The organism is Priestia sp. BR_2 (assembly GCF_041954005.1).
Lineage (GTDB): Bacteria > Bacillota > Bacilli > Paenibacillales > Paenibacillaceae > Paenibacillus_AQ > Paenibacillus_AQ lautus_A.
Map to the genome: position 1 here is coordinate 1 of NZ_JAVFHM010000332.1, position 633 is coordinate 633.

The 633-nt window shown below is 34.0% G+C and carries 1 protein-coding gene; it reads left to right on the plus strand.

Annotated elements, in window-relative coordinates; all coding sequences use genetic code 11:
• A partial coding sequence (locus tag RB298_RS29045; protein ID WP_486049809.1) for a SpoIID/LytB domain-containing protein occupies nucleotides 1-633 on the plus strand: 633 nt, incomplete at both ends.

Sequence of the window (633 nt, forward strand, 5' to 3'; positions counted from 1 at the left end):
CAACACAAATTTCTGGGGAACTCCAGTTAATACATATTCCCAAGTAAAAGAAGATCCTTATGATCCACAAAGAGTATGGACAAAGCCAGTTCGAAAAAAACAAATTGATTTATCAGACAAAGATTTAAAAAAGCCAGAAGAATGGTGGGACAAGACAAAAGAAACGGATACAGAGATGACAAATCGCATCAAAGCAAAGATGCTAGCTGACGAACTAAAAGGAAAAGATATTAAAATTACAAGCATTTCAAAAATTAATTATTACGCTCCAGACTCAGCTAAGCGTGTAACAAAAGGTGATATCAGTGTTAAATATATAGTGAAAAATGAATTTGATAAAAACGGAAATATTGAAGAAAAGCAGTGGGATTTAATCGGAAGTTCAGCAGGGACGATTAACTATCTTATTACTGAAGGAGGAATACCCAACAAATACGTGACAGACATTGATGATAATGGGACATCTATTGTTATTAAAGGAAAAGGATCTGGACACGGTATAGGCATGAGTCAATTTGGTGCTGATGCAATGGCTACTCAAGGTAAAAATTACAAAGAAATTCTTGATTTCTATTATCCTACAACTCTTTTAGTAAGTAGATATGACACACCTTACCCAAGAGTATATAAAGT